The organism is Kribbella sp. NBC_01245 (assembly GCF_036226525.1).
GTDB lineage: Bacteria > Actinomycetota > Actinomycetes > Propionibacteriales > Kribbellaceae > Kribbella.
Genome location: NZ_CP108487.1, coordinates 1346345 through 1372795, shown reverse-complemented (window position 1 = coordinate 1372795; position 26451 = coordinate 1346345). Strand labels below are relative to the sequence as shown.

At 67.9% G+C, this 26451-nt stretch carries 26 protein-coding genes and 1 tRNA gene; 11 read left to right on the top strand and 16 right to left on the bottom strand.

The window, feature by feature from the left end:
• The first annotated feature begins 69 nt into the window (after positions 1-69).
• Positions 70-1077 carry a hypothetical protein gene (locus tag OG394_RS05925; RefSeq protein ID WP_328993889.1) on the top strand — a complete coding sequence of 336 codons (1008 nt, stop codon included), beginning with the start codon at positions 70-72 and terminating at the stop codon, positions 1075-1077.
• 213 nt (positions 1078-1290) lie between these two features.
• Positions 1291-3444, top strand: a complete 2154-nt coding sequence (locus OG394_RS05920) for an elongation factor G-like protein EF-G2 (RefSeq protein ID WP_328993888.1) — start codon at positions 1291-1293, stop codon at positions 3442-3444.
• Here the strand turns inward: OG394_RS05920 and OG394_RS05915 are convergent, their stop codons facing one another.
• From OG394_RS05915 to OG394_RS05905, 3 genes are read right to left on the bottom strand one after another with little or no spacing between them, the layout of a single operon-like run.
• Positions 3445-4032, bottom strand: coding sequence for a TIGR03086 family metal-binding protein (locus OG394_RS05915; protein WP_328993887.1), 588 nt, complete (start codon positions 4030-4032; stop codon positions 3445-3447).
• Between the two features lie 9 nt (positions 4033-4041).
• On the bottom strand, positions 4042-4479 hold the full coding sequence (locus OG394_RS05910) for an SRPBCC family protein (RefSeq protein ID WP_328993886.1): 438 nt from the start codon (positions 4477-4479) through the stop codon (positions 4042-4044).
• Positions 4476-4826 carry an ArsR/SmtB family transcription factor gene (locus OG394_RS05905; RefSeq protein ID WP_328993884.1) on the bottom strand — a complete coding sequence of 117 codons (351 nt, stop codon included), beginning with the start codon at positions 4824-4826 and terminating at the stop codon, positions 4476-4478. Before OG394_RS05905 ends, OG394_RS05910 begins: the two co-directional genes overlap by 4 nt.
• Positions 4827-4879: 53 nt before the next feature.
• Here OG394_RS05905 and OG394_RS05900 point away from each other — a divergent pair, with 53 nt between their 5' ends.
• From OG394_RS05900 to OG394_RS05885, 4 genes are read left to right on the top strand one after another with little or no spacing between them, the layout of a single operon-like run.
• A complete protein-coding gene (locus tag OG394_RS05900; protein ID WP_328993883.1) occupies positions 4880-5287 on the top strand; it encodes an HIT family protein in 408 nt (135 codons plus the stop codon).
• 30 nt (positions 5288-5317) lie between these two features.
• On the top strand, positions 5318-6523 hold the full coding sequence (locus OG394_RS05895; protein ID WP_328993882.1) for an MFS transporter: 1206 nt from the start codon (positions 5318-5320) through the stop codon (positions 6521-6523).
• A gap of 28 nt (positions 6524-6551) precedes the next feature.
• On the top strand, positions 6552-7172 hold the full coding sequence (locus OG394_RS05890; RefSeq protein ID WP_328993881.1) for an RNA polymerase sigma factor: 621 nt from the start codon (positions 6552-6554) through the stop codon (positions 7170-7172).
• On the top strand, positions 7169-7402 hold the full coding sequence (locus tag OG394_RS05885) for an anti-sigma factor family protein (RefSeq protein WP_328993880.1): 234 nt from the start codon (positions 7169-7171) through the stop codon (positions 7400-7402). Before OG394_RS05890 ends, OG394_RS05885 begins: the two co-directional genes overlap by 4 nt.
• 86 nt (positions 7403-7488) lie before the next feature.
• On the opposite strand, the gene OG394_RS05880 is transcribed toward OG394_RS05885, so the two are convergent.
• The 4 genes from OG394_RS05880 to pgsA form a co-directional block, all read right to left on the bottom strand.
• Positions 7489-8025, bottom strand: coding sequence for a hypothetical protein (locus OG394_RS05880; RefSeq protein WP_328993879.1), 537 nt, complete (start codon positions 8023-8025; stop codon positions 7489-7491).
• 97 nt (positions 8026-8122) lie between these two features.
• On the bottom strand, positions 8123-9235 hold the full coding sequence (locus OG394_RS05875; RefSeq protein WP_328993878.1) for a glycosyltransferase family 4 protein: 1113 nt from the start codon (positions 9233-9235) through the stop codon (positions 8123-8125).
• Between the two features lie 3 nt (positions 9236-9238).
• Positions 9239-10090, bottom strand: a complete 852-nt coding sequence (locus OG394_RS05870; RefSeq protein ID WP_328993877.1) for a phosphatidylinositol mannoside acyltransferase — start codon at positions 10088-10090, stop codon at positions 9239-9241.
• A gap of 5 nt (positions 10091-10095) precedes the next feature.
• The gene (gene pgsA, locus OG394_RS05865) at positions 10096-10752 is read right to left on the bottom strand and encodes a phosphatidylinositol phosphate synthase (RefSeq protein ID WP_328993876.1); all 657 of its coding nucleotides are present in this window, start codon (positions 10750-10752) and stop codon (positions 10096-10098) included.
• A 40-nt stretch (positions 10753-10792) separates the two neighbouring features.
• On the opposite strand from pgsA, the gene OG394_RS05860 reads away from it, so the two are divergent.
• A complete protein-coding gene (locus OG394_RS05860; RefSeq protein ID WP_328993875.1) occupies positions 10793-11734 on the top strand; it encodes a hypothetical protein in 942 nt (313 codons plus the stop codon).
• Here OG394_RS05860 and OG394_RS05855 read toward each other — a convergent pair.
• A complete protein-coding gene (locus OG394_RS05855) occupies positions 11724-12299 on the bottom strand; it encodes an HIT family protein (RefSeq protein WP_328993874.1) in 576 nt (191 codons plus the stop codon). The genes OG394_RS05860 and OG394_RS05855 overlap by 11 nt on opposite strands.
• Complete coding sequence (gene thrS / locus OG394_RS05850) at positions 12296-14317, bottom strand: threonine--tRNA ligase (RefSeq protein ID WP_328993872.1); 2022 nt, start codon at positions 14315-14317, stop codon at positions 12296-12298. The genes OG394_RS05855 and thrS overlap by 4 nt, the downstream gene beginning before the upstream one ends.
• 207 nt (positions 14318-14524) lie before the next feature.
• Here thrS and OG394_RS05845 point away from each other — a divergent pair, with 207 nt between their 5' ends.
• Entirely contained in the window at positions 14525-15181 is a 657-nt protein-coding gene (locus OG394_RS05845; RefSeq protein ID WP_328993871.1) for a DedA family protein, read from the top strand.
• Here the strand turns inward: OG394_RS05845 and OG394_RS05840 are convergent.
• The 5 genes from OG394_RS05840 to OG394_RS05820 form a co-directional block, all read right to left on the bottom strand.
• Positions 15178-16482, bottom strand: coding sequence for a MinD/ParA family ATP-binding protein (locus OG394_RS05840; protein WP_328993870.1), 1305 nt, complete (start codon positions 16480-16482; stop codon positions 15178-15180). The genes OG394_RS05845 and OG394_RS05840 overlap by 4 nt on opposite strands.
• 156 nt (positions 16483-16638) lie before the next feature.
• Positions 16639-17316 (bottom strand): response regulator transcription factor, encoded by a 678-nt coding sequence (locus tag OG394_RS05835; protein WP_328993869.1) that lies wholly within the window; start codon positions 17314-17316, stop codon positions 16639-16641.
• A complete protein-coding gene (locus OG394_RS05830; RefSeq protein WP_328993868.1) occupies positions 17313-18971 on the bottom strand; it encodes a sensor histidine kinase in 1659 nt (552 codons plus the stop codon). The genes OG394_RS05835 and OG394_RS05830 overlap by 4 nt, the downstream gene beginning before the upstream one ends.
• A gap of 55 nt (positions 18972-19026) precedes the next feature.
• Entirely contained in the window at positions 19027-19623 is a 597-nt protein-coding gene (locus tag OG394_RS05825; RefSeq protein WP_328993867.1) for a TetR/AcrR family transcriptional regulator, read from the bottom strand.
• A gap of 196 nt (positions 19624-19819) precedes the next feature.
• The gene (locus OG394_RS05820) at positions 19820-20782 is read right to left on the bottom strand and encodes an alpha-L-fucosidase (RefSeq protein ID WP_328993866.1); all 963 of its coding nucleotides are present in this window, start codon (positions 20780-20782) and stop codon (positions 19820-19822) included.
• 88 nt (positions 20783-20870) lie between these two features.
• On the opposite strand from OG394_RS05820, the gene OG394_RS05815 reads away from it, so the two are divergent.
• Positions 20871-22343 carry an ArnT family glycosyltransferase gene (locus tag OG394_RS05815; RefSeq protein WP_328993865.1) on the top strand — a complete coding sequence of 491 codons (1473 nt, stop codon included), beginning with the start codon at positions 20871-20873 and terminating at the stop codon, positions 22341-22343.
• Here the strand turns inward: OG394_RS05815 and OG394_RS05810 are convergent.
• Positions 22340-23215, bottom strand: a complete 876-nt coding sequence (locus OG394_RS05810) for an acyltransferase domain-containing protein (protein ID WP_328993864.1) — start codon at positions 23213-23215, stop codon at positions 22340-22342. The genes OG394_RS05815 and OG394_RS05810 overlap by 4 nt on opposite strands.
• Before the next feature lie 514 nt (positions 23216-23729).
• Here OG394_RS05810 and OG394_RS05805 point away from each other — a divergent pair.
• Positions 23730-24848 carry a phosphotransferase enzyme family protein gene (locus OG394_RS05805; RefSeq protein ID WP_328993862.1) on the top strand — a complete coding sequence of 373 codons (1119 nt, stop codon included), beginning with the start codon at positions 23730-23732 and terminating at the stop codon, positions 24846-24848.
• An 833-nt stretch (positions 24849-25681) separates the two neighbouring features.
• Here the strand turns inward: OG394_RS05805 and OG394_RS05800 are convergent.
• A tRNA-Val gene (locus OG394_RS05800) sits at positions 25682-25753 on the bottom strand.
• Positions 25754-25852: 99 nt separating this feature from the next.
• On the opposite strand from OG394_RS05800, the gene OG394_RS05795 reads away from it, so the two are divergent.
• Positions 25853-26413, top strand: a complete 561-nt coding sequence (locus OG394_RS05795) for a CGNR zinc finger domain-containing protein (RefSeq protein ID WP_328993861.1) — start codon at positions 25853-25855, stop codon at positions 26411-26413.
• Positions 26414-26451: the final 38 nt, after the last annotated feature.

The following is a 26451-nucleotide window of genomic DNA, read 5'->3' as shown; positions in this document are numbered from 1 at the left end:
CCGCAGGGAGGACGCCGGCGCGGATTCTGCAAGGACACGCGCTGGGAGGGCGGGCGGACTTGCGCCCAGATGGCCAGGGCGGAGAGAGATGCCCTGGGAGCGCTAGGGCTGGGACTGGATGCTGGAAGTACGACCTTCCGGCTGGACGCGGAGAGGCTGCGGGAGCAGCTGGATGTGGTCCGCGGGCCTGTTGAGGACCTGACCGCCGCACTGGCCGCCGTGACGACCCGGCTTGATGAGGTTGAGGCTGCGGCCGTGGCTGCTGTCGACACCGCGAATAGGCAGGTGGCCGAGGCCGAGCGGGCACGAGTCGCCGCTGAGGAAGCGCGCGACCATGCCGAACAACGCGCGCGTCAGAGCACCGCGGCCGTCGAACGCGCTGGGAAGGAACGAGCGGACGCCGTACAGCGCGCGACCGCTGCCGCAGAGCAAGCCCTCGCGGCGACCGAAGCATTGGGTGCAGCGCGGCAGAAGGCGGAAGAGGCCGTCGCCGCGCGACTGGCGGCAGAGGCCCGCGCTGAGAAGGCAGAGGCCCGCGCCGAGAAAGAGGCTGAGCGAGCGACGGCGGCCGAGCGCGAGACGCGTACGGCGTTCGTTGCGGCAGAACGCGCCACCGTCGAGCGAGACGCGCTCCGCGCCGATGAGCAGCAGCGGTCAGTCGAGATGGACCGACTCCGCGCCGAGCTCAACGACGTACAGAAGAGAGCCAACGACGCCGAGGTCGAGCGCGAACAGGCCCGTCGTGCGGCCGATGCGGCACAAACCGCTAGGGCCGCGGCCGACGAGGCGCTGGTCGCGCACCAGGAAGAAGCAGGTCGGCAGGCCGGGAAGCTCGCGGAAGAGTGGCAGACCGAGCGGCACAACCTGACGGCGCAACTATCTTCCCATGCAGCGCGCGTAGAACAGCTCACGGCCCAACTGGCCGGCGCCAAGGCAGAAGCCGACCGCCTGCGAGCAGAGGCATTGCGTGCCGAGAGACTGCGGACCGAAGGCGGGCCGCAACCACTGCATCCCGACGACCTCCGCGCACTGGTGGAGGCCGTCGGCGCCGCGCGAGGGGACGGTCCGACGACCTGACTGTCCGCCCGGGGCACCGCATCCCCGCGACCTCCGCGCACAGGTGGAGGCCGTCGCGAGGAGACGGTGGGACGGGGTGACTGTTGGCCGCAGGGCGCCGCATCGCCGCGATCTTTGGGTGCTGGCGGGGGCATCGAGGGGAGAGCGGGAAAGGCTGACTCTTGTGCTGGGTGGGTGGATGGGGGAATGGTGGTCGTTCTAGGAGGTTCCGTTATGGCAGAGCGGACGATCACTTCCCAGGGCAACGGTGCGACAGTTCCCGCGGTGGAACGGCCCGAGGCCATTCGCAACGTGGTGCTCGTCGGTCCTTCGGGGGCCGGCAAGACCACCCTGGTCGAGGCGCTGCTGGTCGCGGCCGGCGTGCTGTCCAGACCTGGGACCGTCACCGATGGGTCGACGGTCTGCGATCACGATGATGCGGAGATCCGGCAACAGCGTTCGGTCGGGCTGGCGCTCGCGCCGCTGATCCAGGACGGCATCAAGGTCAACCTGATCGACACCCCGGGCTATGCCGATTTCGTGGGCGAGCTGCGGGCCGGGCTGCGTGCCGCCGACTGCGCCCTGTTCGTGATCGCCGCGAACGAGGGTGTCGACGAGCCGACCAAGACCCTTTGGCAGGAGTGCGCGAGAGTCGGCATGCCGCGGGCCGTCGTGGTCACCAAGCTCGACCACGCCCGGGCCAACTACGAGTCGGCCCTCATGGCGGCTCAAGCGGCCTTCGGCGACAAAGTCCTGCCGCTCTATCTGCCAGTCCGCGGCAAAGACGGCGCCACCACCGGCCTGATCGGATTGCTCTCGCAGATCCACTACGACCACTCGGACGGCAAGCGCAGCGAGTCCAGCCCGGATGAGTCGTACGCCGATGAGCTCGAACTGCAGCGCGGCACCCTGATCGAGGGCGTGATCGAAGAGTCCGAGGACGAGTCGCTGATGGAGCGGTACATCGGCGGCGAACAGATCGACCAGACCGTTCTCGTCGACGACCTCGAGCGTGCCGTTGCCCGCGGCTCCTTCTTCCCCGTCATCCCGGTCTGCAGCTCGACCGGCGTCGGCACCTCCGAACTGCTCGAGATCATGACCAGCGCCTTCCCCTCGCCACCCGAGCACGCGCTGCCGGAGGTGTTCAACCCGGACGGCGTACCGCAGAAGAAGCTGGCCTGCGATCCGGGCGGCCCACTGCTCGCAGAGGTGGTGAAGACGACGTCGGACCCGTACGTCGGCAGGGTTAGCCTGGTGCGGGTTTTCTCCGGCACCATCAGGCCCGACGCGACGGTTCACGTGTCGGGCCATTTCATGTCCTTCTTCGGGGATCGCTTCAGTCACGACGACCACGACGAGGACGAGCGGATCGGCAACCTGTCGATCCCGCTCGGCAAACTGCAACGGCCTTCGTCGGCGGTGATCGCGGGAGACCTCTGCGCCGTCGGCCGGCTGACGCGTGCGGAGACCGGCGACACGCTGTCCGACAAGGCGCGCCCACTGCTGCTCAGGCCGTGGACCATGCCCGAGCCGCTGCTGCCGATCGCCGTACAGGCTCATGCGAAGACCGACGAGGACAAGCTGTCCCAAGGTCTGCAGCGCCTCGCGGCCGAGGACCCGACGCTGCGGATCGAGCACAACAACGAGACGCACCAGATCGTGCTCTGGTGCATGGGTGAGGCCCACTCGGACGTCGTGCTCGACGCGCTCGCCAACCGGTACGGCGTGACCGTCGATACCGTGGAACTCCGGGTGCCGTTGCGCGAGACCTTCGGCGGCAAGGCGCGCGGCCACGGCCGGCACGTCAAGCAATCCGGCGGCCACGGGCAGTACGCCGTTTGCGATGTCGAGGTCGAACCACTCCCCCAGGGCACGGATTTCGAGTTCGTCGACAAGGTCGTCGGCGGCGCCGTACCGCGGCAGTTCATCCCGAGCGTCGAGAAGGGCGTCCGCGCCCAGATGGAACGTGGTGTCGGCTCGGGCTATCCGCTCGTCAACATCCGCGTGACGCTGCTCGACGGCAAATCGCACAGCGTCGACTCGTCGGATATGGCCTTCCAGACCGCGGGTGGGCTCGCGCTGCGCGACGCGGCGAACGCCAGCAAGATCAACCTGCTCGAACCGGTCGACCTCGTCTCGGTGCTCGTACCGGACGACCTGGTCGGCGCCGTGATGAGCGATCTGTCCGGCCGCCGCGGCCGCCTGCTCGGCACCGAACGCGTCGGCGAGGATCGGACTCTGGTCAAGGCCGAAGTCCCGCAGTTGGAGATCACGCGTTACGCGATCGACCTGCGCTCGCTCTCGCACGGCGCGGCGTCGTTCACCCGCACCTTCGAGCGGTACGACCCCATGCCCGACTCGCAGGCGGCCAAGCTCAGCACCGCGTGATCACGGCCGGCGCCCGACAAAGCAGAGGAACTCCGTCTGTACGTCCGCACCCAGCGGCGGCGTCAGCTTCGGACCGAACGCCCACGGCTGCCGCATGGCGTCGTCGAGCGGCTTGAGCTTCTCGAAGACGTGTACGACGGCCTCCTGGTCGAGCTGGTCATCGCCCCCAGTGCCACGCGCGAGATCCCAGGAGTGGATCAGCACGTCCACCGGCAAGGCCTCGACCACGTCGGCGAACGGCAACGGTCCGACCAGCGTTGGCATGGCCACCTCGGCGCAGGCCGGGTCATCGATCGCGACCACCAGTCCGTCGGCGACCTCCTGCCACGCAGCGGCGAGGTCCGCGTCCGGCTCGAGCTCAGGGATCACGCCCATCTCGGCGACGCGCACGCCGTACAGGCTTTTGACCTCGGTCTTGCGCACCGTCGCGAGGATGCGGCGCTGCTCGTTGATGACGTGGGCGACGACCTCTCGGACGTTCCAGTTCGGGCACGGGGTGGGCGCGTCCCACCGATCGGCCGGTACAGCCGTGACGCGTGCCAGGAAATCGGCGGAGACTCGCTCGAAACGATCGGCCTGCTTGGACATTTGTTCCTCTCAGATCTGGTCAAGAAGCTTCGCGAGTGCTTTCGGTATGCCGGTCCGCCAGCCGCCGTTCATGATCGAACGCGCCTGCTGCTGGAGCGGGTTGTCGGGATCGAAGCCGTCATGCAGGAGGAACAACCTCGTGCCACGGCCCTCCGGGCGCAGCGTCCAGGTGATGGTCCAGTCGACGGCGTCGGGATCGGCCGCGTCCTGCCAGCCGACACGGAGGAACGTCAGCGGTTCGAAGCCGAGCACCTCGACGCGGATCAGCCCTGAGAACCCCGTCGCGTCGATCGGCTTGCCCTGCAGCGTGAAGACATGGCCGACCTCCAGCTTGAAGTCGCCGGGCATCAGCCACTGCGCGATCAACTCCGGCTCGGTCAGCGCTCGCCAAAGCTTGGCCGGCGGATGTGGGAAGAACTGGTCCACCTCGATGCTGCTGAGATTCACTCGTCCTCCATCTGGTCGAGCACGTCACCGAACGCGTTGAGGCGCTCGCGCCAGAACCGCTCGTACGGGTGGAGCCAGTCCTGCAACTCCGCGAGCGGCACCGCCTCCAGCCGGTAGAACCGCTGACGGCCTTCCTTGCGTTCGCTGACCAGGCCGGCTTCTCGCAGCGCCCGCAGATGCTCGGAAAGGCTCGGCCGGGCCATGTCGAAATGGTCGGCAAGGTCTTGAACCGGCGTCGGGCCGTTGTCCCGCAGCAGCCCGAGCACCTTGCGCCGTACCGGACTGGCGAGGGCGTTGAAGATCCGGTCTTCGGTGCTCTCGGCAACGGCCGATGGTCTTGGAGTCACCAGAACACTATAGGTAGGTTTTCTCCTACTTATCAAATCGATAGGGTGGGTCCATGGCTGAGAACTGTCTTTTCTGTGGGATTGCGGCTGGAACCAGCCCCTCGCAGCTGATCGAGGAGAACGACCTGGCGGTGGCGTTCATGGACATCAATCCGGCGACGCCCGGGCATCTGCTGGTGATCCCGCGAGCGCATTCGACCGACCTTCGCGAGGCCAAGGCGGAGGACCTGACCGCGGCCACGTTGATGGCGCAGGAACTGGTCACCCGCGTGATCGACCGCCTCGGCGCCGACGGCGCGAACCTGCTCAGCTGCATCGGGCCAGTGGCCTGGCAGAGCGTCTTCCACACGCACCTGCACGTCGTTCCGCGCTACCAGGACGACCCGCTGAAGCTCCCGTGGATCCCGTCGTCGGGCGACGCGGACGCCATTGCCGAGGTCGCCGCCAAACTGAAGGTGTAACGCCTGCGCCGCTCATGACACTGCAGTGGCATGAGCACACTAGGCAAGCGACTACTCCCCTTGCAGGTGGCGACATTTCTCCAGGGCTTCGCGCTGTGGGTGCCGGTGGAGAAGTTGTTCATGACCGAGATCGGGTTCGACGCGGCGTCGGTCGGCCTGATGGCGGCGGCCTATGCCGCGTTGGTGCCCGTGGTCGAGATCCCGTCCGGGGTGCTAGCCGATCGCTGGAGCCGGCGCGGCGTGCTGATGATCGCCGGTATCGCGCTGGCCGTGAGCACGGTCGGCGGTGGGCTCAGCGACGGCGTTCCGGCGTACATCGCGGCGGCGATGGCGCTTGGCGTCTACTTCGCGATGTTCTCCGGCACGTTGGACGCCGTCGTGTACGACACGGTGCTGGAGGAGACCGGGGACAGCGCCAGCTTCGAGCGGCGGATCGGCCAGGTCAGGCTCATCGAGAGCATCGCGCTGGTGACGAGTGCGTTGGCCGGCGGCTGGATCGCCTCGTTGGCCGGGACTCGTAGCACCTACTTCCTCTCGATCCCGTTCGTCATAGCGTCTGTGCTTGCCCTGACGCGATTCCGCGAGCCGACGCTTCATCGCGGGAGCGAGCGCACCGACCTGCGCAGGCACTTCGCGCTGACCTACCGGGCCATCCTGCATCGCGGCCGCCTGCTGCCCCTGGTGGCGGCGTCGATCGCGACCACGGTGATCCTGCAGTCGGTGTTCGAATTCGGCCCGCTCTGGTTGATCGACCTGGCCTCGCCTGCCGTCTTGTACGGGCCGTTCTGGGCCGTGCTCGTCGCCACGCTGGGCCTCGGCGGACTACTCGCGGGACGGATCGACCTTGGCCGCCGTACGACGATCGCGGGCGTGGTAGCGGTCATGATCGGTACGGGCCTCGTGCTGACCACGGCCGTCCCGTTCCTCGGAGTGACTGCCGCCTTCGTGACGCTCGCGCTGCTCGTCGTGGTGGCGGGCATCCACCTCACCCGGGTCATGCACGACGCCGTCGACTCGACCGTACGCGCGGGAGTGGCGTCCGGGGTTGGCGCGGTTTCGTGGCTGGCGTTCGTACCGTTCGCGCTGGCGATGGGCAGCACCAGCAAGGCGGACGGCGTACACACGGCCGGCTGGTTGCTCACCGGCGTCATCGTGCTCGCCGGCCTCGCCCTCGCTTGGGGCAGCCTTCGCAAGATAAGCGCCGAGCCCGAGCGTGTCCTCCTGGAGAGCAGATGACAACCCGATGCCTGGCTACGCTGAGCCGATGGTGGTACCGCCCGACGCCGAGTTGGTCGCCAGGTTGCGCGCTCGCGACGAAGCGACCTTCGCGCTGCTGCTGGACGAATGGTCGGGCGGTATGACGCGACTGGCCCGCACCTTCGTCTCCACCGACGCCTCCGCGGCCGAGGTGGTGCAGGAGACCTGGCTCGCGGTGATCCAGGGCATCGACCGGTTCGAGCAGCGGTCATCGGTCAAGACGTGGGTCTACCGGATCCTCACCAACATTGCCAAGCGCCGGAGCGTTCGCGAACATCGCATCACCCCGATGACGAGCCTCACCGACGCCGGCCCCACCGTCGCGCCGGACCGGTTCCAGCAGCAGGGCGAGCCGTATCCGGGCCACTGGCGCGAGTTCCCCGAGGCCTGGCAGCCCGAGAAGTTCGCGATGGCCGCCGAGATCCATACCGAACTCGCCGCCGCCCTCGCGGAACTGCCCGAGCGGCAGCGTGCGGTGATCACGCTTCGCGATGTGGAGGGATGTACGGCGACCGAGGTCTGCGAACTGCTCGAGATCTCAGCCGCGAACCAGCGAGTGCTGCTGCACCGCGCGCGGGCGTTCGTCCGTGGCAAGCTGGAGGAATACTTCAGGAGGGCCGGGTCGTGACCGATCTGCACTGCGCCGAGTTCGTCGAAATGGTCACCGCGTTCCTCGACGGCGCGCTCGACCCCGCCGCCGAACGCCGCTTCGTCGACCACCTAGCCCTCTGCGACGGCTGCGACGCCTACCTCCACCAAATCCGCGCCACCGTCCAAACCCTCGGCGACCTACCCCCCGGCGACCTCCCGCCCGAGACCCGCGCCACCCTGCTCGAGGCCTTCAGGAAGCTCGGGTGACTAGGGCGTAAACGGCGGCGTCGACCGAACAAAGCGGCGGTACGGCAACTTCCTGTCGGACCGCCGCTCCATGCCTGTACGAACCGTCAGCGGAGCTGCTGAATCGAGTCCCTCGCCGCTTGTAGCAGCTCAGTCGGTATCGTCACTTCTCCAATTGGGACGACGAACCCTGACCAAGACGCCTGAACTGTGATGGCAGCGATCGGCGCTGGCGAGACCCAGTACCTGAGAGTCCAACCAGAGCCCTGACTTCCCCCGCTGAGCAAGTCGAGGCGCGGACCGCGAGGCGACGGCGTGGAACCAGCTGTCGAATCCAGGTTGGTGCGAACCTGGTCATCGAAATCAACACGCAGACTTAACCGGTCCGCCGATGGTGTCGGGTCCTGCTTAAGCAACTTCAAGAGCTCGGTGTGCACGCGTGCACTCCCGGCGTCCACGCCCGAATGGAACCGAACGTTCAGAGTTAGCAGAGCGCCGGTCGTGTATAGCTGAATCGGTCCGACCGAGATCGCGATGTCGTCTGAGCGGGAGACAATTCGTTCGAGCGCTATCAGGCCGGGAATCTCCCACGATGGAGGTTCTAGTCCATCGTCATGGCGCCCAGCAGAGACGATCTCGCTCATGCTCGGAGCCTACCCTCGCAGCCTGGATCGATGGACGGTTCTGTGGTCGACCAATGGGTCTGTGGCGGCGAGCCTCATCCCGGCCGTGCGGGCGTGGTCAGCCTGCCGGACCTCGGGTGACCAGGTCGTAGACGGCGGTTATTTCGTCGATTAGTTCGGACCAGTCGTAGCGGCGGACGGCGGTGAGGCCGGCCTGGCGGAGCTTGTCGCGGCCGGAGGGGTCGGCGAGGAGTGTGAGGATGCGGTCGGAGAGGGCGGGGACGTTGCCCGGTTCGACGAGTTCGCCGAGGCGGCCGTTGTCGAGGACTTGGCGGAAGGCCGCGAGGTCGCTCGCGACGACGGGGGCGCCCGAGGCCATCGCTTCCAGCAGGACGATGCCGAAGCTCTCGCCACCGAGGTGTGGCGCGACGTACAGGTCTGACCCGGTGAGCATGTCGACCTTGGCCTGGTCGTCGATCGGCCCGAGGAAACTGACGGCATCCCGGTACTCCGCAGGCAACGACCGGCGGGCGTCTTCGGAATGACCCGCGCCCGCGACCAACACCCGGAGGCCAGGTCGACGGGACACGAGTTGAGGTACGGCGGCGAGGAGGACGCCGAGGCCTTTGCGGGGTTCGTCGAGGCGGCCGAGGAAGCTGATCGTGCCGCCTTCGCCCTGCCACTCCGGCCGGATCCGCCCGCTCGCGAAGCTGTCGACGTACAGGCCGTTCGGGATCACGACGGCCTCGCCACCGATGTGCTGGACCATCATCGAGCGCGCGTTCTCCGAGACCGCGATGCGCGCGTCGATCTTCTCCAAGGCGGGCCGCAACAACCCCGCGGCGGCACTCATCGCGCGCGATCGGACCTGCCACGTGTGGAACGTCGCGACGAACGGCCCCTCCCCCGACCACAACGCGATGATCGAGGCACTCGGCGTAGTCGGCTCGTGCACATGGACGACGTCGAACGCCCCATCGGCCAGCCACGAACGGACGCGAGCCGCCGTACGAGGCCCGAACGTCAGCCGGGCGATCGACCCGTTGTACGGCACGCCAACGGGATGGCCAGCGGAGACGACGTACGGCGGTGGGGTGGCGCCTTCCTCGAGTGGCGCGAGCACCGACACGTCATGCCCCCGGGCCAGCAGCGCCTCGGCCAGATCGCGGACGTGGTTCTGAACGCCACCCGGAGTGCCGAGCGAATAAGGACAGACCAGCCCGATCCTCATGCTTCAGTCTAGGAACACGCGTTGCAACATGTGCCAGTCCTGCGGATGAGCGGCGATACCGCTGGCGAAGGCGTCCGCGCACTGCTGGGTCATCGTTGCCAACGGCCCCTTCTCCACCACGTCGTGGAAGGTGATCACCAGGTCGGGGCCGTCGTAATGCAGGGTGGCCGGGATCAGCGGTGCGCCCGTGCGTACGCTCAGCGCGGCAGGGCCGGCGGGCATCCGGGCCGTGCGGCCGAAGAAGTCGACCGGTACACCTTTTTCGGACAAGTCCCGATCGGCGACCAGGCAGATGAAACCACCCGCGCGCAGCCGCTCGGCCAGCACCGCGACGGCGTCCTCGGAACCAGGGCCGGTGAGCGGCAGCACCTCCATGCCGAGCTTCCTGCGATAGGCGATGAACCGTTCGTAGACGGATTCCGGCCGCAGCCGTTCCGCGATCGTCGAGACCGGCATGCCCGTCCGACCTGCCCAGGCGCCTGCGTGGTCGTAGTTGGCCAGATGCGGCAGCGCGCAGATCACGCCACGGCCGGCGTCGTGCGCATCCCGCAACAGCTTCTCGTTGACGGTCTTCACCCGGCCGACGATTCGCGCGTCGTTCCAGTCGGGCAGGCGGAAGGCCTCTTGCCAATAGCGCAAGTACGACCGCATGGCCGCCCGCGTCAACGCGTCGAGCTCGGCATCACCGGCGTCGGGACGGACCGCCGCGAGGTTGGACCGGAGGCGTCGTACCCCGTTGCCCTGGCGACGTACGACCTGATCGGCGACGTGGTTGAACAGCCAGGTGACCACCGGCTCGGGCAGTCGGCGGACCGTGCCCCAGCCGGCGGCAAAGGCGAGATCGACAGCAGCCATCTCAGTCAGGCAGTCGGCGTGTCAGGCTCAGCGTCTGCTTCTGCGCCGCTGGAGGCTGCACGCTCAGCCTTGACCTGGGCGTGCACCGACAGGGTGCGCTGCACGACGGTGATGGTGCTCGCGATCGCCAGCAGTGACAGCACGATCTTCAGCAGGATCGGCAGGTCCAGCACGTCCGCGAAGAAGGCGATGACCAGCACGGCCACGAGCCGGTCGGCCCGCTCGGCCAGACCACCGCTGGCGTGCAGGCCGAGGCTCTCGGCCTTGGCTCGCGCGTACGACGTGGTGGCGCCCATGACGAGTGCCCACAGCGCGATGCCGGACATGATGTCGTCGCCCGTGCGCGAGTAGAACAGCACCAGGCCGCCGAAGATCGCGCCGTCGCCGAGGCGGTCCAGGGTGGAGTCGAGGTACGACCCCCACTTGGACGATGTGCCGGATTTGCGGGCCATATAGCCGTCGATCAGGTCGCTGAAGACGAACGCCGTGATGACCAGGCACCCGATCCACAGCTCGCCGCGCGGGAAGAACACCAGCGCACCGGCGCATACGCCGAAGGTGCCGACCAGCGTCACCGCGTCGGCACTGACCCCGAGCCGCAGCAAAAGATTGGCGATCGGAGAGATGATGGTGGTCCAGAACTGCCGGAATCTGTTAAGCATGGCGACGCGATCGTAGTCCAACCAGCCCGGGAGGCGCCTCATGCGGGGGTCCATCGTGGTCTGTGTTGCGGTCGTGCTGGTCTGTGCACCGGCCTGTACGACGGCCCGAAACGCCGACCGGCGCCCGCTGGATCCGGTCGTCACCACCGCTCCCCCGGCCGGTCTGGCGCCGATCGCGCCACCACCCGCGCCGGGTCTCAACGGCAACGCCGGCCTCGACGGGCCGAACGCGTGTACGGCGATCGCGGGCCCGATCCTGACGACGACGCTGGGCGCGAAGGTCACCGCCCGGCCCAAGTCCTGGAACGACGGCGGGCTGCCGAGTCTCGACCTGTGCGCGCTGCTCGTCGGCAAGGACGAGATCCGGATCGGCGTCAGCGCCCTGACCGCACAACCGAACTCCCTCGACCGGTTGGGCACGGTCCTCGGCAGTGCGCCAAAGCCCTTCACCTCGTTGACCCCGGATGCGCGATCCGGCCGGTTGGGCGTGGCGTTCACGGCGTTCGGGCGGGCGGTGCGGATCAGCGCGGCGGGCGGGTTGTCCCCGCAGCGCCAGCTCGCGATCGGGCGCGCGGTGCTGGACGCCGTACCGGCCGTGGCGAGGCCGGCGCGAATCACCGACGCGGCCTGCGCGCCGGCTGGATCGAGCGCGGACCAGGTGCTCGGGGTGAGCGCCCAGCTACGGCGGGACTACCGGACCGAGAGTGGCGCGGTGACGTGCATCTGGGGTTCGGTCGACGCCACGGTCGCGATCGTCGAGTCGACCCGGCCGGACGATATCCCCGAGGCACGCCGCCAGCCGCCGCCGGAGCGAGTGCCGATCCTCGACGGCGGCTACTACCTGCGCTCGGAGAACGAGCTGGTCTTCCGCGGCGGGCGCCGGGTCGTTCGCGTCTCGGCACTGGCCGATCCGTGGCGGCAGGTGTCGCGGGACCGCCTGTACGACACGGTCGGGCCGATCCTGCCGCTGTTCATTCGGTGATCCACGCTTTCGCTAGCAGGTCGCGCGTGTCGCTGAGCAGCTGCGGCAGGACCCGTGTCTGCGCGACGACCGGCATGAAGTTGGTATCGCCACCCCACCTCGGCACGGCGTGCTGATGCAGGTGAGCCGCGATCCCGGCGCCGGCGACGTCGCCCTGGTTCATGCCGATGTTGAACCCGTGCGCGCCCGAAACCGCCCGGATCGTCCGCATCGCCTGCTGCGTCAGCATCGCCAAATCGGCCACTTCGGCCTCGGTCAGCTCGGTGTAATCCGCGACATGGCGATACGGCACGACCATCAGATGGCCGGGGTTGTACGGGTAGAGGTTCAGCACGGCGTACGCCGTCTCGGCCCGCCGGACCACCAGGCCCTCCTCATCGGGAAGGCCCGGGATCCGGCAGAACGGACAGCCGTCACCGGCCGACGTACCCACCGGCTTGTTCTCGCCGGTGATGTAGGCCATCCGGTGCGGCGTCCACAACCGCATGAACGCGTCCTGCGCCCCGGTGCCGCCCTGCTCGGCGACCTCACCGGGCTGGTACGGCGAATCCGGGGTGCCGGTCATACCTGAACGCGCTTCTCGACGGCCTCGACGATCTCCGCGATGGCCTCGGCGATCGGGACGCCGTTCTTCTGGCTGCCGTCGCGGAAGCGGAACGAGACGTTGCCGTTGGCCACGTCCTCGTCACCCGCGATCAGCATGAACGGCACCTTGGACTTCTGGGCGTTGCGGATCTTCTTCTGCATCCGGTCATCCGAGGCGTCCACGTCGATCCGGATGCCCTTGGCCTTGAGCTGCTTCGCGATGTCGAACAGGTAGTCGACGTGCCCGTCCGTGATCGGGATGCCGATGACCTGGACCGGCGCGAGCCACGGCGGGAAGACGCCCGCGTAGTGCTCGGTCAGCACGGCCACGAACCGCTCGATCGACCCGAACAGGGCGCGGTGGATCATCACCGGGCGCTGGCGCGAGCCGTCGGAGGCCGTGTACTCCAGCTCGAACCGCTCGGGCAGGTTGAAGTCCAGCTGGATCGTCGACATCTGCCAGGTCCGGCCGATGGCGTCGCGAGCCTGCACGGAGATCTTCGGGCCGTAGAACGCGGCACCACCCGGATCCGGGACCAGGTCCAGGCCGGACTCCTCGGCGACCTCGCGCAGAGTGTTGGTCGCCTCCTCCCAGACCTCGTCCGAACCGACGAATTTGTCCGGGTTCTTGGAGGAGAGCTCGAGGTAGAAGTCGTCCAGGCCGTAGTCGGCCAGCAGGTTCAGCACGAACGTCAGCAGGTTCTTCAGCTCGTCGCGCATCTGGTCGCGCGTGCAGTAGATGTGCGCGTCGTCCTGGGTGAAGCCGCGGGCCCGGGTCATGCCGTGGATGACGCCCGACTTCTCCAGCCGGTAGACCGTACCGAACTCGAACAGCCGCAACGGCAGCTCACGGTACGACCGGCCGCGCGAGCGGAAGATCAGGTTGTGCATCGGGCAGTTCATGGGCTTCAGGTAGTAGTCCTGGCCCTGCTTGCGGATCTCGCCGTCCGCGCCGCGCTCCTCGTCGAGGTGCATGGGCGGGTACATGCCGTCGGCATACCAATCGAGGTGCCCGGAGGTCTCGAACAGCTGGCCCTTGGTGATGTGCGGCGAGTAGACGAAGTCGTAGCCGTCCTCGACGTGCCGGCGGCGGGAATAGTCCTCCATCTCCTTGCGCAGCACACCGCCCTTCGGGTGGAAGACGGCCAGCCCCGAACCGATCTCGTCGGGGAAGCTGAACAGGTCCAGCTCGGTGCCGAGCTTGCGGTGGTCGCGCTTGGCGGCCTCCTCCAGATGGTTCAGGTGCGCCTTGAGGGCGTCCTTCGACTCCCACGCCGTGCCGTAGATGCGCTGGAGCTGCGGGTTCTTCTCGCTGCCCCGCCAGTACGCCGCGGCGACGCGCATCAGCTTGAAGGAGCCGAGATATCCGGTGGCGGGCACGTGCGGCCCGCGGCAGAGGTCCTTCCAGGCGACGCTGTCGTCCTTGCGGAGGTTGTCGTAGATCGTCAGCTCACCGGCGCCGACCTCCACCGATGCACCGTCGGCCGCCTCCGCGCTGTTGCCCTTGATGCCGATCAGCTCGAGCTTGTACGGCTCGTTGGCCAGCTCGATCCGCGCGTCGTCGTCGCTGACCACCCGGCGGCTGAACCGCTGCCGCTCCTTGATGATCTGCTGCATCTTCTTCTCGAGCTTGGTCAGGTCCTCCGGGGTGAAGGGCGTGGCCACGTCGAAGTCGTAGTAAAACCCGTTCTCGACGGGCGGGCCGATGCCGAGCTTCGCGTCCGGGAACAGCTCCTGCACCGCCTGGGCCAGCACGTGCGCGGTGGAGTGCCGGATGATCGCCCGGCCGTCCTCGCTGTCGTTGCGGACGGGCTCGATCTCGTCGCCGTCCTCGATCACCTTGTTCAGATCCCGCAGCTCGCCGTTGACCTTGGCGGCGATGGCGGAGCGGTCCGCGCCGAAGATCGAGGCGAACAGCTCCCCGATCGTCGTCGTCTCGGTCACGCTCCGCTCGGCCTCGCCCTCAACGCCGATCAGATGGACCTTGACTTCTGACACGTCTACTCCTCAGGTTCTGCCCGGATTCACCTGCTGTGAACGCCGACCCCGCGATGGTATCGAGTTCTCCCTCGGTCCCTGGTACCAGCCTCAGGACATTGAGGCCTGACGAAAGTAGGGGGTACGTCAGGGCGTTGGTCTGATGTGGACCAGGGTCGCTGCCGGACAGGCTTAGGGCACATCGAAAGCCTGGAGGGGTGGCCCAAAGTGAACGACGCGATACTGGCACTCGCGCACGACCTGATGTCCTCGTGGTGGATCTACCTGACGCTCTTCGGGTTCGCCGCGCTGGACGGGTTCTTCCCGGCCATTCCGAGCGAGACCCTCGTCGTCACGGCCGGCGTCTTCGCCGCGCTCGGCGAGCCCAACCTGTACGGCGTGATCGTCGTCGCGGCCGCCGGAGCGTTCCTCGGCGACCACATCTCGTACTTCATCGGCCGTGGTGCCGGGGCCCGCGTGATCAACCGCTTCCCACCTGGATCCAAAAAGGCCGCGATGTTCAGGTGGTCGCGGAATGCGCTGGCTGAACGTGGCGGCCTCGTGCTGGTCGTCGCGCGGTATATCCCGGGCGGACGCACGGCCGTGACGCTCACGATGGGCACGGTCCGCTACCCGTTGCGCTCCTTCACCCTGTACGCCGCGCTCGCCGCTGCCAGCTGGGGTATCTACTGCGCGCTGATCGGCTTCATCGGCGGTAAGGCGTTCGAGGAGAACCCGCTCGCGGGCGTCGCACTCGGCATCGGCCTGGCGATGGGTGTGACCATCATCGTCGAGGTGGTGCGGCACCAGCTGCGCAAACGTCGCGCCGCTGCTGCCGCCCCATCGTCGTCTGACACTCCTGAGCTGGTCGGCTCCGAGCGCTAGCGGCCGCTGCCCTGCTGGGTCCGCAGGGTGCTGTTGATCTGCTCGGCCACCTTGGCCGCCAGCTCCAGGGCTGCGCGCCGGGTGGCCGGCTGCAGCGCGTTGTGGTCCAACGGACCCTCGGCCGCGATGTGCTGATCGGTCGGGATATCGACGACCGCAGCAGCGCGAGCCTCGAAGTACGGCCGGAGCTGCTTCTCGACATCCTTGTTCACGTCACCCGGGCCGTTGCTGACCGCGATCACGGCCCGCCGGATCAACTGCTGCGCCGCCGCACCCTGCTGGTCGAGCTCCTCCAGCATCTGCACGGCGGCAGCGCAGGACAGGCTCTTCCACTTGATCGGGATGACGATCGCGTCGGAGGCCTTCATCGCCTCGCGCCAGTTGCTCGAACCCTCGTTGTTCCCGGTGTCGATCACCAGCACCTTGTAGAACCGGCTGAGGATCTTGTGGATCTGGCCGAAGTCGCCCGCCTCGATCTGCGCGTACGTCGTGGTGGCGGACGTGAGCACGTCGTACTGGCCGGAGGTCTGGTGGCGAAGGTACGCCCCTACATCGCCGACGCGTGCATCCGGCAGAGTCAGCATCGGCATCGCGCGGAGCAGGTCGGTCACGGTGGACCGGCTGTTCGTGTCGTGCGTACGCAGGTGCATGTTGCCGCGCAGCTCGTTGTTGTCCCAGGCGACGACGCCGCCGCCACGGGCCTGACCGAGCGCGCCTGCGAGCAGCAGGGTGGTCGGCGTCTTGCCCGAACCGCCCTTCGGGTTCGCCACTGTGATCGTGACGGGCCGGCGGAACGGCGTTGCCGCCTGCTCCCGCGCGAGCCGCTCCATCCGCTCGGACGCGCCGGGACGCATCCGCAGCACGCTGCGCACGCCCTTCTCGGCCGGAGCTTCACGCGGCAACGGCAGTGCCGAGATCAGCTCGTCCGCTCGGTACGACGGCGGCGGTTGTTGCTGCTGCTGGTTCTCGTAGGACGAAGGCAGCTCCCACGGCTGCGGACCGCCACCACCATGCGCGGCCTGACCTGCCGCGGCTTGACCGGGCGTGGCGGTGTGCCATTGCGCCTCGGCCGCTTCTTCGTCAACCTCAGGCTCTGCCTGGGCGGTCTGGCCGGCTTGGGCAGCGTGGGCCGCGTGGTTGGCCTGGGCCGTTTCGGCGGCGGTGTGTTCCGGCGTCGTCAAGGTCGAGGCCAGCGGATCAACCGCAGGCGGTTGCACGCTCAGCGGTTGCCACATCCTCCGGACTTCGGCCGCCGCGGCCTCTCTGTCCTTCTCACGTCCGGTGTTGTGGGTGTCGGTCACGACCGCAATCCCCCGATTCTCGTACGTGGGGCGCGTTTACCGCTCCCCGGGAAGCTGGACTGGTACCCGAGCGGAAGTCCCTACTATCCCATGCGCCTGGCTCGATCAGCCGACCACTGGCCCTGTGTCCGAAGTTCCTTCAGTGATTGCCGTCCATCAGGCACTCGGGACCAAACCCGCCTCATACGCGATGATCGCGGCCTGGACGCGATTCTTCACGCCGAGGCGTGTCAGCACCGCGCTCACGTACGCCTTCACGGTGCCCTCGACCAGGAACAACCGGCCGGCGATCTCCGCGTTGGACAGACCCGCCGCGACCAGGGCGAGCACCTCCTGCTCGCGAGGCGTCAACGGCTCGATCTGCTTCTGCGCCTCCGCCGTCCTCGTCATCCGGCCGCCCGGCCCGGCGCCCAGCTCGGTGATCACCCGGTGCGCGACCTTCGGCGACAAATAGGCCGCGCCAGCCGCGACGGCCTTGATCCCGGCGATCAGCTCGCGCGGATCGCCGGACTTCAGCAGGAACCCGCTTGCGCCATCACCGAGCGCCTTCGCGATATAGGCGTCCTCCGAGAAGGTCGTCAGGATCACCACGGCCGTCTCCGGCGTCGTCCGGCGAATCTCGGCCGCGGCGGCCAGGCCGTCCATCCTCGGCATGCGGATATCCAGCACGGCCACGTCCGGCCGATGACGCTGCACCGCGTCGACCGCCTCGGCACCATCCGCCGCCTCGGCGATGACGTCGATGGTGTCGTCGGAGGCCAGGATCGCCTTCACGCCGGCTCGCACCATCGCCTCGTCGTCGGCCAGCAGCACCCGAATTCTTTGGCCGGTCACGGTGTCCCCTCGCTTGCAGTCGGTGTCGTCGTCACAGTCACTGTCGGAGTCGGTGTCTGGGTCGGGTCGTAGTCCGGCTGGACGGTGCCGGTTTGTAGCGCGTCCTTGCTGGCGAGCCGACCGGACACAAAGCACAGCCGGAAAGCGTAGGTCGTGGTGAAGGGACCACCCGGACGGTAGTACTCACAATCGGCGCCGGCAGGTCGGCCTGATCGCTCGCTGGGTGGATCAAGCATCTCCATCTTCGGCAACGACCTGTCGAGCTCCTCGCGGGTCTGCCCCAGCCGGAGCTGCTCATACGTGACCGGTCGCAATATCGAGCTGTACCCGATCACGAGGTAGTACCCCAACGCCACCACGCCGACCACCGCGCCCAAGGCCAACGGCGCGACGATCGCGGTGACCAGCCCACGCCGGGCTCTTCGCCGTACGGACTCAAGCTCGGTCGCCGACTCCGACCGGGTCTCAACTTCCGGCGCAGGCTCGATCGGCCCACCGGTCAGCGGCATCCGGGCGACCACCTCGAACCCGCCATCCGCCGTACGGCCGGTCCGCAACGTGCCGCCCACCAGCCGCACACGCTCAGCCAGACCCACCAGCCCATGCCCGCCCGATACGGCGCCATCCCCCACTGGTCTTGTCGGCGGACCGTTCACGATGCGCAGCACGAAATCGCCGCCGTCAGCTGCCGCCGTGACGGTCACGGCGGCGCCCGGCGCGTGTTTGGCCGCGTTGGTCAGGCCCTCCTGGACGACGCGATGGGCGGCCCGGTCCAGCATCGGCGACGGCTCGACCCGGCCCTCCTCGATCAACCGCACCGGCAGACCCGAGGCGGCAGCGCGCTCGACCAGCTCGGCGATCGACTCATCCGCGGGAGTGGTCGGAGCGGCCTCATCCGGCTCACGCAGCACGCCGATGATCTCGCCGAGGCGCTCGGTCGCGGTGCCCGCCGCCTGTCTCAGCTCCGCGGCGGCCGTGCGGTAGCGCTCGGGCAACTCGCCATCCACCTCGAGGGCGCCGGCCCGCAGCGCGATCAGGCTCAGCTCGTGACCGACCGAATCGTGCATGTCCTCGGCGATCCGGGATCGCTCGCGCAGACGCGCCTCGTCCAGGCGCAGCCGTTGCTCGCGCTCTATTCGCTCGGCCCGCTCCCAGCCGGCCGACACCAGCAGCGCGCTCTGGGCCCGATACCGCCCGACGAACCACGGCAGGACGACGAACAGCAGCATGAGCAGGCAAAGGATGAACCAGTTGAGCACGTCCTCGGTGCCGGTCTGATCGTTCCGGAAGAGCAGACTGCCGACCAGGAAGAACAGACTTGCCGCGAGCACCATCACCGCGAAGACCCATCCGCGCGGCGAACGGACGCCCGCCAGGAACGCCAGCGCCGAGATGGCCGGCACGTAGGCGATCGGGACGCCCGACGTCGTACCCAGGGTGACCATCAGCCAGGTGAGCATCAACGCGGACGGCACGGTCAGCGCGAGCAGCGGGTAGCGCCGGCGCAACCCCACCGCCGCTGCCAAGGCCAGCGCCGCCAGGGTGGTCATGAACCAGGGCTCGCCTCGGACCACCGACTCGAGCACGACAAGACCGCCGGCGACCAGCCAGAAGGCGAGGTCCCGGAGCAGCGTCGGCAGGCGTGCTCTATTCACCCGGCAGACGCTACACAGCGCTACCGACAGTTTCGTACTGCCGATCGTCGGGTCTTCACCGCACGTCGGTCGCCCGCCGGATGAACGTCTCCAGCTCCGCCGCGGCCGCGGTCAGGTCGAAGTCCGTCTCCGCGATCCACTGCCCGACCAGACCATCGATCGCTCCCCCGATCACCAGGGCAACGGTCTTGGTGTCGAACTCGCGCATCTGCCCCGCGGACTGCGCGGCGGCCAGCAGATCGGCCAGCGCCTTCCACCGCGACGGATCGGCCCGTACGGCGTTGTGGCCGGCCAGCTCGGCGATCGCCATCGCCTCGGTGATCACGCGGACGTGGTCCGGATTGGCCGTCAGGTGCCCGATCATCGCCCTGAGGTAGGCGAAAACCGCATCCCGCGGCGTCTCGGCGGCATCGACCCGCGCGCCGACCTGCGTGACCAGACCACCGAGAACGCGGGCCAGCACTTCGTCGAGCAGCTCGTCCTTGTTCTTGAAGTGGTAGAGCACGGCGGCCTTCGAGATCCCGGCCTTCTCCGCGATCCGCGACAGCGAAGTCCGGGCCAGGCCCTGCTCCGCGATCAGCTGGATCGCGCTGTCGATGATCTGCCCTCGCCGGGCACCCTCAACAACACCACTTTCGGCCGTCACCGCCATCGCCCCACCTCCAGCGCCCGCCAGCGCAACACCGGATTTGATCAAACCGGTTGAATACTTATCGCCGGAGAGTAGACCCCGGACAGATCCCGTGGGAAGACGAGAACGCTGTCCGGACCACGCCTAGTCACCGTGACCACCTTGCCATCGGCGACGAGTTTGCCCCTTCTGGCTGGTAATGCGACTCCCTTGAGCGTCACGGTCCGCCCCTTCGGCCGCCCCACCAGCACCACCGACACCACCTTGCCGCTCCGGCTGAGACGAACCTCGAGGCCGTCCGCCGTACGGGCTTGGGGTACGTCGTACGGGCGGCTGCCGTACACCGCCGGCCCGTTCGCGCGGAGCCAGTCGCCGAATCCCTGCAGCCGGCGGGCCTGTTCGGGCGGGATCGCGCCTCGGCCGCCCGCGGGTCCGACGTTGAGGAGGAGGTCGCGCACCTGCGCATCCGCAAGTCGGCGTAATCGCTGCCGTGATCCAGGTACGTGTAGTCGCCGAGCGTCTTCACCACCTTGCGCTGGAAGGTCCAGTCGACGCCGCCGGAGTAGTAGACGCCGAGCTTCATCCCGCGTTTACGGGTCGCGGCCGCGAGCTCACCAGCCAAGTCCCGCTGGGTGAACCAGCCATCCTTGTGCGGGTTCTTGACCTTGGTCGGCCACAACGCGAACCCGTCGTGGTACTTCGCCACCATCACGACGTACTTGCCGCCGGCACGCTGGAACTGGTCTGCCCATCGGTCCGTGCTCCACCCCTCGAGCTGTTTCTCGAACATCGGCTTGAACCCCTCGTACGGCAGCTCGCCGTACGCGCGGCGGTGGAACGCGGCCGTCGGCGAACCGGGATCGCGCATCGCGTTCCAGTAGTCCTCGGCGTGCGGGCTGCGGGTCATCGCGTGGCCGTAGTCGGCGCGCAACACGTCGGTGTAGCTGCCCTTGGGTGCGTAGCCCGGTACCGAGAAAAGACCCCAATGGATGAAGATGCCGAACTTCGCGTCCTCGAACCACTTCGGCACCGGATGACGGTTGAGCGACTCGGCCGACGCTTCAAAGGGCCCGCTGGTGGTCATCTCCGCCTTCCGGTCATCCCACGCGCCGTACGCCCAGGAGCTGGCAAACAGCAGCACAGGGATCATCGCGAGCACGATCAGACGGCGAATCTTCATGTGGTCGACGCTAGTTGACCGATCGGTCAGACGCGTTCGCCTCGCGAATGACCCGGCGGATGGTCCCGTGGGCTGACACTCTCGGTTCATGACGGATTCCCGCCCGGCGTTCGCCCTTCGTCCTGTCTCCGTAGTGACCGCGATCGTGGTCATCGTCCTGACGGCTTTGTCCGCGCGCTACGGGTATCACCGCGACGAGCTGTACTTCCTCACCGCGGGCGATCACCTCGCCTGGGGGTACGTCGACCAGCCGCCGCTCACACCGCTGCTCAGCCGGCTCAGTACGGCCGTGTTCGGTGACACGGTGATGGGGCTTCGCGTGATCGCGACGCTGGCCGCGGCCGGGATCGTCGTGACGATGGCGTTGATCTCGCGGGAGCTCGGCGGAAGTGCCCGGGCGCAGACGCTCGCGGCCGTCGCGGTCGCGGTGTCCGGGCAGTTCCTTGCTGTGGGCCACATGGTGTCGACCGCGACGTTCGACCTGCTGGCGTGGCTGGCGATCGGCTTGTTCGCGCTGAAGCTGCTCCGGACCGGCGACGGCCGGTGGTGGATCGCGCTCGGGCTGACGTTGGGCCTCGCGGTCCAGAACAAGTACCTGGTGTTGTTGCTGGTGGCGGCATTGCTCGTCGCGCAGTTGGTGGTGGGCCCGCGAACCGTCTTCCGGAGTCGCTGGCTGCTGGCCGGTGTGGCCGTCGCGCTCGTGGTGGCGGGGCCGAACCTCTACTGGCAGGCGATCAACGACTGGCCGCAGCTGACGGTAGCCAGTGGCATCAGCGAGGACGACGGCGTTGAGAACCGGCTCATGTTCATCCCGCTGCAGCTCGCGCAGTTGTCACCGGTCCTCGTGCCCTTCTGGATCGCGGGCTTCGTGCACTTGGCCCGACGACCCGAGTTCCGTGCTGTCGCCTACGCCTATCCGCTGCTCGCCGTACTGGTCCTCGCGATTGGCGGCAAGCCGTACTACGCGCTGCCGCTCCTCCTCGTACTAGTCGCGGCCGGGTGCGAGCCCGTCGTGCGCTGGGCCGAGCAGCCGGTACGCCGGGGTGTGCTGGCTGCCGGTCTGGCCCTGGCCGCGATCACGTCCGCAGTGATCACTCTCCCGGTGCTGCCGGCTTCGGCGCTCGACGCGATCACGCCGATCAATAAGGAGCAGGCTGAGCAGGTGGGTTGGCCTGAGCTCGCGGATGCGGTCGCGGCGGGATGGGCCCAGATTCCTGCCGACCAACGCGATCGGGCGGTCATCTTCACGCAGAACTACGGCGAGGCTGGAGCGATCGAGCGGTTCGGCCCGTCGCGCGGATTGCCGACGCTGTACTCGGGCCATATGAGCTACTGGGATTGGGCCGCGCCCCCGGACAGCGCGACCGGGCCTGTGCTGCTGGTCCAGTATCCGGAGGCCGAGCGGGCGTTGGAGCGGCACTTCACCGACTGCCGCGTGGTCGGCACCGTCTCGAATGCGGCCGGAATTGCGAACGGCGAGGAGGGTGCGCCGATCGCCTTGTGCGCCGGTCCCATCAAGCCGTGGTCGGCACTTTGGCCGGAGCTGCGCCGCTTCTACTAAACGGTGTCGAGTGGTGCCCAGCCGATGCGTAAATGCCAATGCTTGTCCGCCTTGAGGTGCTTGACCACCGCGCGTTCCAGGCTGGTCTCCTGCGGAAGGTCATCGATCACCGCTCGCCCATCCGGCGCCAGGAAGACGCACTCCAGCACGTCCGCGTCACCATCCAATTCGCGCGGGTAGTTCGTGAACATCCGCTGAAACCGCACGATGTTCGACTCGGCCGGCAAGTAGTCGGCCAATTGCGGATCAAGCAGCCACGAACGACAGATCACCTGCTTGTACGCCGGAAAGAACTCCCTCGCCATCGCCAGCGATTCCGCACACGCCTCCGGTGTCAGCGGCCCGTCCCCCGGAATATGCACATCCAGTACGTCGTCACCCGGCTCAGGCGATCCCGGCGGCACCTCATGGAGGCCTTCGTGGTCCGACTCCTTCAGAGTGGTTCGCTCGAACTGCAGCCGGCCAAGTCGGACCAACGTGCCACGGAAATGCCGACTCAACCAGTTCTGCCGATCGAATCCCCCGCGCCCATGCATCTCCCGATACCCAGCCACCTTCGCGCCCAAATCCTGCAACGTATGCCGCGAAACCGCCGGCGAAATCCCGTTATCCGCATGCCATTTCCGGATCAAAGGCAAGGCCGCGAGATAGACGTACACATCGCCGTACGGCGTACTCGCAACAGGCCAATCCGGCGCGGCCCCAACCCGCCCAACGCCTGCGCACAGCTCCTCGTACCGCCGCGCAACCTCAGGATCATCCGCCGCCGCCGCAAGCCCAGCCACCACCGGCTCAACATCAACCTCCGGCACCCCAAGCCACCGCAACCACTCGCGTGCCTCGACAACATCAGGAAGCTCGGCAACAGTCATGGCTACGGATGCTTTCGCGCACCCGGCCGCCCGTCAATCGATCGAATTCCTTCCCAACGGGCCTCGTGGCTGATCGCGCAGGCCATCGGCTCCTGGAGCCGCAACTGCTTTGCGGCGACTCTGGAGTTCGTGCTGGGTGATCCGAGCCGACGAGCTGGGATCGTTACGGACGAGCGGGCGCCGACCTGAAGTCAGCTGCAGCGGAGGCGATCGCCCACCTACAGGCCGCCCAGGCCGCTCTCGCTCCCTTCTTCTGGCAGCAGTTCGCAGTCGGCGACCGACGACTCCCGTCACATCGAACACGGCGTACTCCCCCAAGTAGTCGGTCGTTGACACGGCCGCTCGGCCCCGGCACGATCAATGCACGGCGTTGCCGACGCCCAGCCTCCTGAGGACCTGCCCCAGCCGGGCCCTCGAGAAGGCGAAGGGGATTCTGCCCTCAAGGCTGCTGTCGTTCAGGCCTGTTTCGAGTGCCGCTTCGCTGGGGGAATGGGGCACGTCGAGGAGGCTTGTCATGACCAAAGAGGGCAGTTTCAAGCGCGCAGTGCGCCAGCGGGCACAAGCGACCGGATTGCGGTACACCGAGGCCCGCGCCGCGCTGGAGAAGGGCCGAATGTCGCCGTTTGCGCGTACTCGCCCCGTTGAGTTCGCGGAACTGAGGGCGCACCTCGAGACGCGATTCGGCATCAGCATCACCTCGATCGCGCCCATCGACGACGACCCCGAGACGCGGCCGAGCGGGTCCTGGGTCGGCCACTACCCCTGGACGCTGGTCGTCAAGCGAGCGGACGGCTCGCCCTGGATCGCTCGAGTCTTCTCGTCGGCAGCGGACACGGTCGGCCGCGTCGAGGGCGATGCGGAGATCCTGCGGTTCCTGGCCTTACACGACTTCCCCGCCGAACGGCCCGCGCACGACAGTCCCGTGTCGGTGTTCGAGGGCAGCGGCGTGATCGTGACCGACTACGTCGAGGGTGGCCGCCCGACCCAGTCACCGGCGGTGCTCCACGAGCTGGCGAGCCTGCTCGGCCGCCTGCACAAACTGCCCGCGGCCGGTGGTGCGGTCGCTCGGGACGGTGGGTCGGAGGAGCACGACGGCGCCTTCTTCGCGGGACGACCGAAGCAGGATCTCGCGGCGGCGATGAGCTTTCTGGTGAGCGTCGAGGACGCCGTCGCTCCCGAGGGCCGCGAGATGTTCGAGTGGCTCCGCGACAAGGTCGAGCACGCCGACGACGCGGAGGGCCTGCCCGAGGCGTTCACCCACGGGAACTACCACGCATGGGCGGCAGTCGGCAGGCCGGGCAACCTCGCCATCGTCGGCTGGGCAGGGTCCGGGCGCGGACCCCGCCTGCCCGCCCTCGCCTGGCTGCTGACGACCGCGGGCGAGGGCAACGGCGAGGGCATCGACGCGGTCGCGCGCGGGTATCGCGAGCACATCCAGCTCACCGGTGAAGAGCTCGAGCGGCTGCCCGGCGTACTGGCCATGCGACCGCTGTGGCTGGCGTGCCTCGACTACCGGCAGTCGGCGCGCAGCGGGTCCACCCCGCCGATGGACGAGGGGTGGATCGGTTGGCTCGCGCGCCCCGAGCACGCCGAACGACTAGCTGCCCAGGCGATTGCGTCGTTGCGAGGCTGAGTCACGCGCTGCGCGCATGTCACGGGCTCGCGGCATGAGGCAACACTGCCGCGAGCTCGGTCAATGGCCGGCCGGAGCGGTCGTGGCGAGCTCCCAAGCCGTCCCGGCGAGCCACTGTGGCCACTGGGTCATGCCGCTGTCAGCTCGGGTGGCATGGCGTGTCCGCGCACGCGCGATCAGGGCGGGCGCACCCCGGCTACTCCCGGAGCTGCTGCGGGGCTGCTCAGCGGTGCCAGGGTCCGATCCCATCCCACCACAGGTCCAGCCAGCCAATGGCATCGGCGCAAGCCATACAACCCGTTGTTGGCCACATCTACGTCGTGGCTCGCTAAAACCGCCATCAGCGCCAGCACCAAAACAGCTGGCGCGGCCATCGCAGCAATAGCGACCGGCTTCCTCGGCTAGGCATAGCCCCGGCGCGGCGTTGAGGGACTGAACTGCGCAACGCGCCATCCGGCGTGGGCCTTGCTCGCCGGCGACCAGTGGTTCGGGGTCAGGCACCTCACGTTCGGAGTGGATCGCGAATCGCTCGCACACACACCGAGCGTGGAACCGTGCGTCGATGCGTTCATCGAGCGAATCAAGGGGATCGCGGGGCGAGGCCTGTCGCATCGAAACTCGACGGGTACACCTTTGATCCCGACGTTGTGCCCGAGGCCAAGAAGCCGATCATCGATGCACTCACGTCACTCGTCGAGGCTTCGCAGACCGACGCGCCGAGTAGCGAATGACCAACCGTAATCGAACCGATACCCAACCCCGCAGGCGTCCGCGACGGGCCGAGGAAAGCAGAAAGCCCGGCCTGAGGGACAGGACGGGCTGGGGCTGCTCGGTGGGCGATACTGGGTTCGAACCAGTGACCTCTTCGGTGTGAACGAAGCGCGCTACCACTGCGCCAATCGCCCAAGCGGGTGTAACCATAGCGCACGAATCCGCGACGTACGAATCGGGTCCGGCTAGGCTTGCCGGCAAGACGGAGACCCCGTCGCGTTGGAGATGTGATTGTGACTTTCTCGCACGACACCGAGCAGGCCCTCGGCACGTTGGTCCGTCTCGTCAACACGCTGCCCGCACCGGGTAGTCAGGTCGATGAGATGGAGACTCTCGAGGACCTCGACAAGTTCGTTCACGACCGGGAGTTCAGCGCGGTCGGTCAGCTCACCACCGCTGATCTGGAGGAGGTCCGGTCACTGCGCGGCATGTTCGCGCCGGTGTTCACGACCGGCTCCGACGCCGAGGCGGCCGGGTTGATCAACGGGATCATCGCGCGCGGTGCCTCGACGCCGAAACTCACCAACCACGACGGTCATCCGTGGCACGTGCACTACTCCCGCGACGACGCCTCGCTGGCCTCGCGCATCACCGTGGAGTGCGGGATCGCGCTGGCCCAGGTGATCGCGTCCGGGGAGCGCGAGCGGTTGCGCCGGTGCGAGGCGCCGGATTGTGACGACGCTCTCATCGACCTGTCCCGCAATCGCTCGAAGCGTTATTGCGACGCCCGCACCTGCGGCAACCGGCTGCACGTCGCCGCCTATCGCGAGCGCCGCAAATCCGCCGGCGACTAGCCCGGCAAGCCGGCGACAAGTCCCACCGGACCACGTCG

Bases quoted from the DNA above. Each gene is read 5' to 3' on its own strand.
- OG394_RS05925 (WP_328993889.1), top strand. From the start codon at position 70: ATGGCCAGGGCGGAGAGAGATGCCCTGGGAGCGCTAGGGCTGGGACTG.
- OG394_RS05920 (WP_328993888.1), top strand. From the start codon at position 1,291: ATGGCAGAGCGGACGATCACTTCCCAGGGCAACGGTGCGACAGTTCCC.
- OG394_RS05915 (WP_328993887.1), bottom strand. From the start codon at position 4,032: ATGTCCAAGCAGGCCGATCGTTTCGAGCGAGTCTCCGCCGATTTCCTG.
- OG394_RS05900 (WP_328993883.1), top strand. From the start codon at position 4,880: ATGGCTGAGAACTGTCTTTTCTGTGGGATTGCGGCTGGAACCAGCCCC.
- OG394_RS05895 (WP_328993882.1), top strand. From the start codon at position 5,318: ATGAGCACACTAGGCAAGCGACTACTCCCCTTGCAGGTGGCGACATTT.
- OG394_RS05890 (WP_328993881.1), top strand. From the start codon at position 6,552: ATGGTGGTACCGCCCGACGCCGAGTTGGTCGCCAGGTTGCGCGCTCGC.
- OG394_RS05880 (WP_328993879.1), bottom strand. From the start codon at position 8,025: ATGAGCGAGATCGTCTCTGCTGGGCGCCATGACGATGGACTAGAACCT.
- OG394_RS05875 (WP_328993878.1), bottom strand. From the start codon at position 9,235: ATGAGGATCGGGCTGGTCTGTCCTTATTCGCTCGGCACTCCGGGTGGC.
- OG394_RS05870 (WP_328993877.1), bottom strand. From the start codon at position 10,090: ATGGCTGCTGTCGATCTCGCCTTTGCCGCCGGCTGGGGCACGGTCCGC.
- pgsA (WP_328993876.1), bottom strand. From the start codon at position 10,752: ATGCTTAACAGATTCCGGCAGTTCTGGACCACCATCATCTCTCCGATC.
- OG394_RS05860 (WP_328993875.1), top strand. From the start codon at position 10,793: ATGCGGGGGTCCATCGTGGTCTGTGTTGCGGTCGTGCTGGTCTGTGCA.
- OG394_RS05855 (WP_328993874.1), bottom strand. From the start codon at position 12,299: ATGACCGGCACCCCGGATTCGCCGTACCAGCCCGGTGAGGTCGCCGAG.
- OG394_RS05825 (WP_328993867.1), bottom strand. From the start codon at position 19,623: ATGGCGGTGACGGCCGAAAGTGGTGTTGTTGAGGGTGCCCGGCGAGGG.
- OG394_RS05820 (WP_328993866.1), bottom strand. From the start codon at position 20,782: ATGAAGATTCGCCGTCTGATCGTGCTCGCGATGATCCCTGTGCTGCTG.
- OG394_RS05815 (WP_328993865.1), top strand. From the start codon at position 20,871: ATGACGGATTCCCGCCCGGCGTTCGCCCTTCGTCCTGTCTCCGTAGTG.
- OG394_RS05810 (WP_328993864.1), bottom strand. From the start codon at position 23,215: ATGACTGTTGCCGAGCTTCCTGATGTTGTCGAGGCACGCGAGTGGTTG.
- OG394_RS05805 (WP_328993862.1), top strand. From the start codon at position 23,730: ATGACCAAAGAGGGCAGTTTCAAGCGCGCAGTGCGCCAGCGGGCACAA.